General features: G+C 64.1%; 6 protein-coding genes. 5 read left to right on the top strand and 1 reads right to left on the bottom strand.

The window, feature by feature from the left end; all coding sequences use genetic code 11:
- Positions 1 to 403: 403 nt before the first annotated feature.
- The gene (locus B5F40_RS11485; RefSeq protein WP_087194425.1) at positions 404 to 1,441 is read right to left on the bottom strand and encodes a helix-turn-helix domain-containing protein; all 1,038 of its coding nucleotides are present in this window, start codon (positions 1,439 to 1,441) and stop codon (positions 404 to 406) included.
- A gap of 149 nt (positions 1,442 to 1,590) precedes the next feature.
- Here B5F40_RS11485 and B5F40_RS11480 point away from each other — a divergent pair, with 149 nt between their 5' ends.
- From B5F40_RS11480 to B5F40_RS11460, 5 genes are read left to right on the top strand one after another with little or no spacing between them, the layout of a single operon-like run.
- On the top strand, positions 1,591 to 2,316 hold the full coding sequence (locus tag B5F40_RS11480; protein WP_238386052.1) for an energy-coupling factor transporter transmembrane component T family protein: 726 nt from the start codon (positions 1,591 to 1,593) through the stop codon (positions 2,314 to 2,316).
- Entirely contained in the window at positions 2,313 to 3,728 is a 1,416-nt protein-coding gene (locus tag B5F40_RS11475; RefSeq protein ID WP_087190374.1) for an ABC transporter ATP-binding protein, read from the top strand. Before B5F40_RS11480 ends, B5F40_RS11475 begins: the two co-directional genes overlap by 4 nt.
- Before the next feature lie 51 nt (positions 3,729 to 3,779).
- Positions 3,780 to 4,394 carry an MptD family putative ECF transporter S component gene (locus B5F40_RS11470; RefSeq protein WP_087190375.1) on the top strand — a complete coding sequence of 205 codons (615 nt, stop codon included), beginning with the start codon at positions 3,780 to 3,782 and terminating at the stop codon, positions 4,392 to 4,394.
- Between the two features lie 39 nt (positions 4,395 to 4,433).
- Positions 4,434 to 8,123: an ABC transporter ATP-binding protein gene (locus B5F40_RS11465; protein WP_087190376.1), complete on the top strand. Its 3,690-nt coding sequence runs from the start codon at positions 4,434 to 4,436 to the stop codon at positions 8,121 to 8,123.
- Positions 8,104 to 8,511: a metal-dependent transcriptional regulator gene (locus B5F40_RS11460; protein ID WP_157004950.1), complete on the top strand. Its 408-nt coding sequence runs from the start codon at positions 8,104 to 8,106 to the stop codon at positions 8,509 to 8,511. The genes B5F40_RS11465 and B5F40_RS11460 overlap by 20 nt, the downstream gene beginning before the upstream one ends.
- The last annotated feature ends 12 nt before the right edge of the window (positions 8,512 to 8,523 follow it).

The following is an 8,523-nucleotide window of genomic DNA, read 5'->3' as shown; positions in this document are numbered from 1 at the left end:
GGGCGGCCTCACCGTCTACGGGTGCGACGCCGCCCTGCGCTCCCTCGGGCTGCCGCCCCTGGCGAGGTGGGCCGAGGGGTGAGGGCGAGGACACCCGCGGCCGCCTGCGGGGGACGAACCCCGGCGCCCGCCCCTATCCGACCAGGCACGCGCGGGAGCGCCCTTACTCTCTTACGCGCGATCTCGATACAATACGACTTCCCGTCGGCGCGGTGGATAAGTTTGCCGGCGGCGCTCCTTATGCTCTGCATGGAATCACCCCTCTCTGTGCGAATAGTCGCATGGAGACAAAGGGGACGTTTCGACTTGAGAAGATGCAAAGGCCCGACCAGGTGGCTCTCATGGCCGCGTGAGCGTAAGCATTGCTCAGTTGGCAGTGCCCGAACAGCGATTCTCGAATGAGTTAGTCTGCAATTTGCGTTTCGTCGATATAGGCTCTTTTGTTCGCGACGGCATCCGACATCTTCGATTCCGGATTGTCATCGAAAACGACCTTCGCGATCGATCTCCACTTGCGTGGGGGCATGCCGACCAATTTCGTGAAGAGGGCGGAGAAGCTTGTTGCTCGTGCGTATCCGCAACGATGCGCCACTTCGTCTATGCTCATATCATGGTCGGCGAGCAGCCTTTTCGCCAGCTCAATCCTTTCCGAGGAGACGAACTCGGTCACCGTCAAGCCCGTCACCTGCTTGAATGCCTTCTTGAACTTGGTTGACCCCATGTTCGCGATTTCGATCAGGTCCTTCTGCCTGATCGCGTCGCCCAGGTTGCTCTCGATATGCGACACGGCTCTCGCGATCGAGAGGCGGTCCTGCTCGGCCATTCCCTTGCACAGGCTCTCTCTCATCTTAAGCAGCCTCGCCATCACCAGGTTCGCGATTCCGGAATACAGGAGGCCCGCTTCCGGTCCCGGGGTCTCCCTTGGAGTTATCTTGCCGAGCATCTCTGCTATTTCCGGATCCCAGGAAGCCTGGTTCCTAAGGCCCTTCAGACTGGTCGCCAGCGGTTTCAGCGCCTTGTCGATTCTTTCTCCGAAGACGCTTCGGCAGTATTCGTCGTAATACTCGATCTCCGTGTAGGAGAATCTCGCTCCTTTTGGTAGAAGGACCGAGCTTGTCTTGGGCTTTGTTTCGAGAAAGGCGGAAACGCTTGATTGCGGCATGAGGCCATGCCTTTCGCGGCGGACGGCAAAATACCCACCAGAATCGAAACAGAAGGGCAGGCGTTCTTTCAAAGTGAAATCGCAGCAGACGACGGAGAATGACCGCCGCGCCTCCCACGCCCAGTACCACCCTTCGCATCTGCTCCCATCGCCTTCGAAGAGAGCCCCCTCGCCGTTCCAGCCGTCCGCCAGGACGAGGCCGATGGTCTCGAGCGAGGCCGCAAAGGTCTCCGTCGCGGCTTGCGCAGCGTGGGAGAACATCGTTTCCCTGTCGTGCATCTTCCGATCCTTTTATTCGCGTTCGGACGCAATTCCTGCGCGCTCGGACTTTTCCTTGCAGGCGCATCCTGATATGAATTAGACATAGCTAACATTTCTTTCGTTGATTATAGCAGCGAAGGGAAGGTTGTTCTGTTTTGCGAAGCAGGATGCGGAAAACGCTCGCGGAGCGCATCGACGTCAGAACCAAGATGGCCATGCTCGTCGTGCTCATAGCGACCGGGGCCATCGTGAAGGATTACGTTCTGGGCTCGGTCCTCTTTGCCGTTGTCGTCCTCCTCTCCTTCGCAATCGGGCGCGGAAGGATGGCGGCATCCTTCTCTTTCGCCTATCTCTTTCTCATGGGCATCTTCTGGGTCACGACGATGCTTCCGCCGAACGCCGCCGGAGCCCTCGGCTCGTTCGCCCTGGCCTGCCGCACCTGCATGCCCATCTGCCTGTTCGCGGCGGTCTTCGCGACTACCACCAAGATTGGCGACCTCACGGCCGCCCTCTACGGGATGAGGCTGCCGAAGGCGGTTGTCGTTCCGCTGGTGATAGCGGTGCGGTTCTTTCCGACGCTCAAGGAGGAGTCTTCTGCCGTAGCGGACGCGATGAGGGTGAGGGGGCTCGCCCTTTCGCTTAAGAATCTCGTTTCGAAGCCGGCGCTGATGTTCGAATCCGCGGTCGTGCCCGTGATGCTGCGCTGCGCCAAGATCGCAGACGAGCTCGCTGCTGCGGCGGTTGCGCGCGGCATCGACCGGCCTGGAAGGAAGACCTCCTACAACGCGCCCCGGTTCGGATGGGTCGATTTCCTGCCTCTCTCGATCCTTGCCGCCTGCTGCTTGCTTCTTGTGGTTGCTAAGGCCAACCAGGGGATCGGAGGGCTGCTGTGACGAAAAACGCCGTCGAGCTCAGAAGCGTCTCCTTCACCTATGCGGGGTTCGATGCCCCGGCGGTCGACAACGTGAGCTTTGCCGTCGCGCCGGGCGAATGCATCGTTCTTTGCGGGGAATCTGGCTGCGGAAAGACCACCGCGACCCGGATCGTCAACGGGCTGGCGGGTGGGTTCTATGAGGGCAGCCGGACGGGAAAGGTCCTCATAGCGGGCAGGGATGTCGACGACCTGGAGGATTGGGAGCTCTCGTCTTTGACGGGCAGCGTTTTCCAGAACCCTCGCACTCAGTTCTTCAACCTTGACACGACCGGCGAGATCGCGTTTGGCATGGAGAACCTCGGCGTTCCCAGGGAGGAGATGCACAGGCGAGTGCGCGACGTCGTGCGTGAGCTCGGCATAGAGTGCCTGATGGGCAGGGGCATCTTCGAGCTCTCCGGGGGCCAGATGCAATCGGTGGCCTTCGCGAGCGCATGGGCCTGCAAGCCGAGCGTCTACGTCCTCGACGAGCCTTCGAGCAATCTGGATCCTCCCTCCATGGAGAAGCTCGCCTCCTTCATATCGAAAGCCAAGTCGAGCGGGTCTGCCGTGATCATCGCCGAGCACAGGCTCTCCTACCTCGCGAGCGTCGCCGACCGGTACTTGCTCTTCGAAGGCGGTTCCGTCGCCGCCGAATGGGACGCGCAGCGATTCCTGGGGCTGTCCGACGCGGAGCGAGAGTCCTGCGGGCTCAGGTCCTCCGAGCCGCCGAAGCTCGCCGACCTGATGCAGCGCCTTTCCCGTCCCGCCTCCGCCTTTCCCGCCGTCGAGGCGAGGGGAATCTATGCGGGGTACGAGAGGGGCATGCCGGTCCTCGAGGGGATTACCGTCGCGTTCGACCCCGGGAGGGTCGTCGGCGTGGTCGGGCGTAACGGAGTGGGCAAGTCCACCCTGCTCAAGTGCCTGGCGGGGATCAAGAAAGAAGAGCTCGGGCATGTCCGGTTCCAAGGCTCGGTAGTCCCTCCCAAGAGAAGGCCCGAGCATGCGTTTCTGGTCATGCAGGATCCCGACTACCAGCTTTTTCGCCCGAGCGTGCGCGACGAGTTGGCATCCGTGGCTCCGTCTCCTTCCGATGCCGACGAGCTTCGCTTCGAAGCGGTCCTGGAGGAGTTTGGCCTGGGAGATGTCGCCGACCGCCATCCTGCATCGCTCTCGGGAGGGCAGAAGCAGAGGTGCGTCTGCGCCATCGCGTCGGAGTCGGGCGCGCGGGCGCTTCTCCTCGACGAGCCTACGAGCGGCCTGGACTTCCGGAACATGGAGCGCCTCGCGCTCATCTTGCGCGAAGAGGCGTCTCGCGGGAAGACGGTGGCGGTCGTCAGCCACGACACGGAGTTCCTGTCGAAGGCCTGCGACCAGATCGTGCTCATCGAGTGAGCCGGCCTGCAAAGGTTGAGAAGGGATTCCTACGGAAGAAAGGATTTGGAAATGGTAGCAAAAGCAAAACGGAAGGAAAGCGGCAGCCTCAGCTCCAGGGACCTCATAGCCCTCGGCGTCTTCTCCCTGCTGTTCATGGTGGTGAGCATGCTCGTCGTGGGAATCACCTCCATGAGCGTCGTGGCGTACTGCGGCTGCTGCGCCATCGCCGCGATACCCGCCGGGATCGTCTGGGTCTACATGCATGCGCGCGTGCCGCGCGCGGGAACCTCGCTGATCATGGCCCTCGTCTTCGCCGTGATCGTCTTCGTCATCGGGTCGGGATGGCCCGTGGCGCTCGGCCTCGCCGTCGGCGGCGTCGTCTCCGAGCTGGCGCGGAAAGCGCTCGGGTACGGGAGGTTCGCAGGCGTCGCCGTGGGGTACGCGCTTTTCGAGACCTGCTGGGCGGCGGGCCTTTTCGTCCCCATGTTCGCATCCCAAGACTACTACCGCGAGCTGATGGGGTCCAACAGCATCGACCCGGCCTACATGGAAGCCCTTCTGTCCACGGTGACTCCCGAGACGTTCGCGATCATCGCAGCCGTGACCTTCGCGGGCGGCATCATCGGCTCGCTGGTCGGACGGGCGGTGTTCAAGAAGCACCTCGAGCGCGCGGGAATCGCCTAGCACCCTTTTTTGAAAGCAACATGAGAGAAGAGGTATTCAATGAGCAAGGAAAGCAAAGGAAGGAAGCCGGGGGCCCTTTCCCGCTGCCTGCGGTTCGCGGGGAGAAGAAAGCCCCTCGTGTTCGCCTCCATGGCGCTGGCGGTCCTATCCGCGGCGGCGTCCTTCGTCCCATACGTGGCGATCTACCTCATGATCAGGGATGCGGTCGGGGTCTATCCGAACCTGGCCGCCGTCGACGTTTCGGCGATGGCGGGCTACGCGGGCTTGGCGGTGGCAGGCATAGTCGTTGACGTGGGGTGCTATCTTGCCGCGCTTCTGTGCTCCCACGCCGCGGCATTCGACGCGCAGTACCGCACGAAGCTCGACATCGCCGCCCATCTCGGGCGAATCCCCCTCGGGCACGTCGCCAGGCTCGGCACGGGCAGGATCTCGAAGGTCATGGACGAGAGCGTCGGCGGGATCGAGCAGTTCATCGGCCACTCCATCCCGGACCTGGCGGCCACCGCCGCCGCGCCCGTCGTCTTGGCGGCGCTGCTCTTCGTCTTCGACTGGCGCTTCGGCGTCGCCACGCTGGCGGCGGTCGCCGTCGCATGCGTCGTGCAGTTCTCCGGCTACGCCGACAAGCGCGTCATGGCGAGCATGGGGCGCTACCAGGAAGTGAAAGAGCAGATGGGCAACGCCGCCGTTGAGTACGTTCGCGGAATGCGCGTCGTGAAGGCTTTCGGCCAGACGGCGCGCTCGTTCAAGCGCCTCTCCGACGCGATCAAGGACTACACGGGGCTTTCCCTCGACGTCACGCTCTTCTTCCGGAACTCCATGCCAGGCTTCACGGCGATCATCAACAACGCGTACCTGTTCGTCCTGCCCGTCGGCATACTCCTCGCCCCGGGCGCGCAGGACTGGCCGACGTTCGTGCTCTCGCTCGTCTTCTACCTCCTGTTCGTGCATTCGATATCGAGCGTGTTCGCGAAGATCCTCTACGTGAGCGAGGACGGGATGCTCGCCCAGGCAAACATCGACCGCATCGACTCGGTGCTCGGCATCGAGGAGCTCTCTTGTCCCGAGGCGCCGAAAACCCCGAAGGACGCCTCGGTGTCCCTTCGGGACGTGACTTTCTCCTACGAGGACGACGCGGAGCCGGCGTTGCGCGACGTCTCGCTGGAAATCCCTGCCGGCACGGTATGCGCGGTCGTGGGGCCGAGCGGCTCGGGCAAATCGACGCTGGCGAACCTCGTCGCCCGCTTCTGGGACGTCGATTCGGGCCAGGTTCTCGTCGGCGGCGTCGACGTCCGCGAGATGAGCCAGGACGAATTGATGGGCAGCCTCAGCCTGGTGTTCCAGGATTCCCACCTGTTCCGCGAGAGCATCGCGGACAACATCAGGCGCGGCAGGCCGGGGGCGACCGACGACGAGGTGGTCGAGGCGGCGAAGGCCGCCCAGGCGGACGCATTCATCAGCAGCCTTCCCCACGGCTACGCCACGGTAATAGGCTCCGAGGGCGTGCACCTGTCCGGCGGCGAGCAGCAGCGGATAGCCATCGCGCGCTCGATCATCTCGGACGCGCCCATCGTGGTGCTGGACGAGGCGACCGCGTTCTCCGACCCCGAGAACGAGCATTTGATCCAGATGGCGTTCGAGAGGCTCATGGCCGGCAAGACCGTGATCATGATCGCCCACAGGCTCTCCACCGTCGTCGGCGCCGACAAGATAGTCGTGCTTGACGGCGGGCGCAAAGTCGAGGAGGGCACCCATGAAGAGCTCCTCGCCGCATCGGGGACGTATGCGAAGATGTGGGGCCAGTACACGGAGGCGGTCGAATGGGGGATCGAATCCGCATCGACTGACAGCAAAGGCGAAGTTCCCGAAACGTCAGCCGTTCATGCGGCTCGGGATGGCTCTGTTGAGGAGCACGGCTCCGCGGAGGCGTTCGGCGAGCCGTCGGCCGGCAAAGCCCCTTGGCTTCAGAGGGCGTTCAATCTCTCCAAGCAGGGTTATTCTGGCCTCAAGCGCTCCGCCCTTGCATGCACCCTGAGCGACCTGGCCCTCATGATTCCCTTCGTCTGCACGGTCGCCGCGTTCGCGGCCCTTGTGGGGACCCTTGCGGGCGAGCCCTTCGACGCGAGCGCGCTCTGGGCGATCTTCGCCGTTGGGATCGCGGGGGCGGTCGTGGTCTTTTTCGCCTCGAGGAACGACTACAAGAAAACCTACGTGGCCGCCTACACCGAGTCCGAGGGCATCCGCCTGCGCCTCGCCGACCACCTGAGGAAGCTGCCCATGAGCTTCTTCAACCGCCGGGACACGACCGACGTTGCCGACCGCATCATGGGGGACGTGACGGCGCAGGAGTCCATGCTCTCCTCGACGCTCCCGCAGCTCATCGCCGGAATCGTGTCGACCGTGGTCATCTGCGTGATGCTCGCCTTCTTCGACTGGAGGCTCGCCTGCTGCGTTATGGTCACGCTTCCGCTTTCGGCGGGGGTCATCGCCTTGAGCCGACGCCATCAGTCGCGCCTTTTCGAAAGGCAGAACCGCGTCCGCCTGGATGCGCTGGCGCGCGTGCAGGACTACCTCGAAGGCATCAAGGACATAAGGGCCTGCAGGGCGGTGGGCAAGGACTCCGCCGCCATGGAGCAGGCGATGCTCGAGCTCAAGAGAGTGACGATGCGGGTCGAGCTCGCCGTCGACGTCTCCGTCTCCCTTGCGAGTGCTATCCTCCGCTCGGGAGTCGGTTTGACCGCCTGCGTCGGGGCGGTGCTTCTCGCCTCCGGCGGCGTCGACTTCATGGTTCTGCTCATGTTCTTGCTCATCGTCTCCCGCGTCTACGGGCCCATCCTCGCCCTCGTCTCGCAGCTGCCCAACCTTCTCAACCTCTCGACCAAGACGGCCCGGATCAAGGCGGTCATGGACGAGCCCGAAGCGAGGGGGTCCGCCTCGGCGGATGTGCCCGGCCACGACCTGTCCTTCCAGGGCGTCCGGTTCGGGTACGGCGACGAAGAGGTGCTCCACGGCGTAAGCTTCGTCGCGCGCGAGGGGGAAGTCACCGCGCTCGTCGGGCCGAGCGGCTCGGGCAAGTCGACCTGCGCCCAGCTGGCGGCCAAATTCTGGGAGCCCGACAGCGGCAGGGTCCTCTGCTCTGGAAAGGACATCGCCGAGTTCTCCGAGGAATCGTGGCTCGCGCACGTCTCCATAGTCTTCCAGGACGTGGTCCTTTTCGACGACACGGTTGCGAACAATATTCGCATCGGCCGCGAAGGCGCCTCCGACGAAGAGGTGGCCGAGGCTGCAAGGGCGGCGCACTGCCTGGAGTTCATCGAGAGGCTTCCCCAGGGGTTCGACACGGTGCTGGGCGAGAACGGCGCCTCCCTCTCGGGCGGGGAGCGCCAGCGCCTCTCCATTGCGAGGGCTCTCCTGAAAGACGCGCCCGTGGTGCTCCTCGACGAGGCGACCGCCTCGCTCGACCCCGAGAACGAGACGCTTATCCAGAGAGCGGTCGGAACCCTGTGCGCAGGCAAAACGGTAATCGTCATCGCCCATCGACTGAGGACCGTCGCCAATGCGGACAAGATCGTCGTCCTAGACAGCGGGCGCGTGGCGGAGGAGGGGAACCACAAGACGCTGCTCGCCGAAGACGGGCTGTACGCGAGGCTGTGGAGGCTCCAGCAGGAAAGCTCGTCGTGGACCGTTCCCGCCGACAGGGGCGATGCCGCCGATGTCCCGACGGGCAGATGAGCGGGTGGGCGGGCGAGAATCCTCCGAGGACTACCTCGAGGCCATCCTCGTGATCCGCCGCCTGCGCGGGTCGTGCCGCAACGTGGACATCGCCGAGCGCATGGGCGTCGCCAAGCCGAGCGTCACCAAGGCGCTCGGCAACCTGGCGCGCAGGGGCCTCGCCGAGGTGGTCGGCCGCGACGTGCGGCTGACCGAGGAGGGCGGGCGCCTCGCCGAGGCCACCCTCGACAAGCACCGCTTCTTCGAGCGGCTGCTCGTCGAGTCAGGCGTGGACGCCGAGACCGCCTCGGCTGAGGCCTGCCGCATGGAGCACTGCCTGTCAGAGGACTCCTACAGACGTTTCGCGGCCTATCTCGGGAGCCGACGAGACGAGGGCGATGGCGGGTAAACGGAGGGCGGC

Origin of the sequence: Gordonibacter sp. An230 (genome assembly GCF_002159915.1) — a bacterium.
In the GTDB taxonomy this organism is placed as follows: domain Bacteria; phylum Actinomycetota; class Coriobacteriia; order Coriobacteriales; family Eggerthellaceae; genus Rubneribacter.
The sequence above is the reverse complement of the archived record's forward strand: the minus strand, read 5'-3'. Positions and strand labels throughout refer to the sequence as shown.

Bases quoted from the DNA above. Each gene is read 5' to 3' on its own strand.
- B5F40_RS11485 (WP_087194425.1), bottom strand. From the start codon at position 1,441: ATGCACGACAGGGAAACGATGTTCTCCCACGCTGCGCAAGCCGCGACG.
- B5F40_RS11480 (WP_238386052.1), top strand. From the start codon at position 1,591: ATGCGGAAAACGCTCGCGGAGCGCATCGACGTCAGAACCAAGATGGCC.
- B5F40_RS11470 (WP_087190375.1), top strand. From the start codon at position 3,780: ATGGTAGCAAAAGCAAAACGGAAGGAAAGCGGCAGCCTCAGCTCCAGG.
- B5F40_RS11465 (WP_087190376.1), top strand. From the start codon at position 4,434: ATGAGCAAGGAAAGCAAAGGAAGGAAGCCGGGGGCCCTTTCCCGCTGC.
- B5F40_RS11460 (WP_157004950.1), top strand. From the start codon at position 8,104: ATGTCCCGACGGGCAGATGAGCGGGTGGGCGGGCGAGAATCCTCCGAG.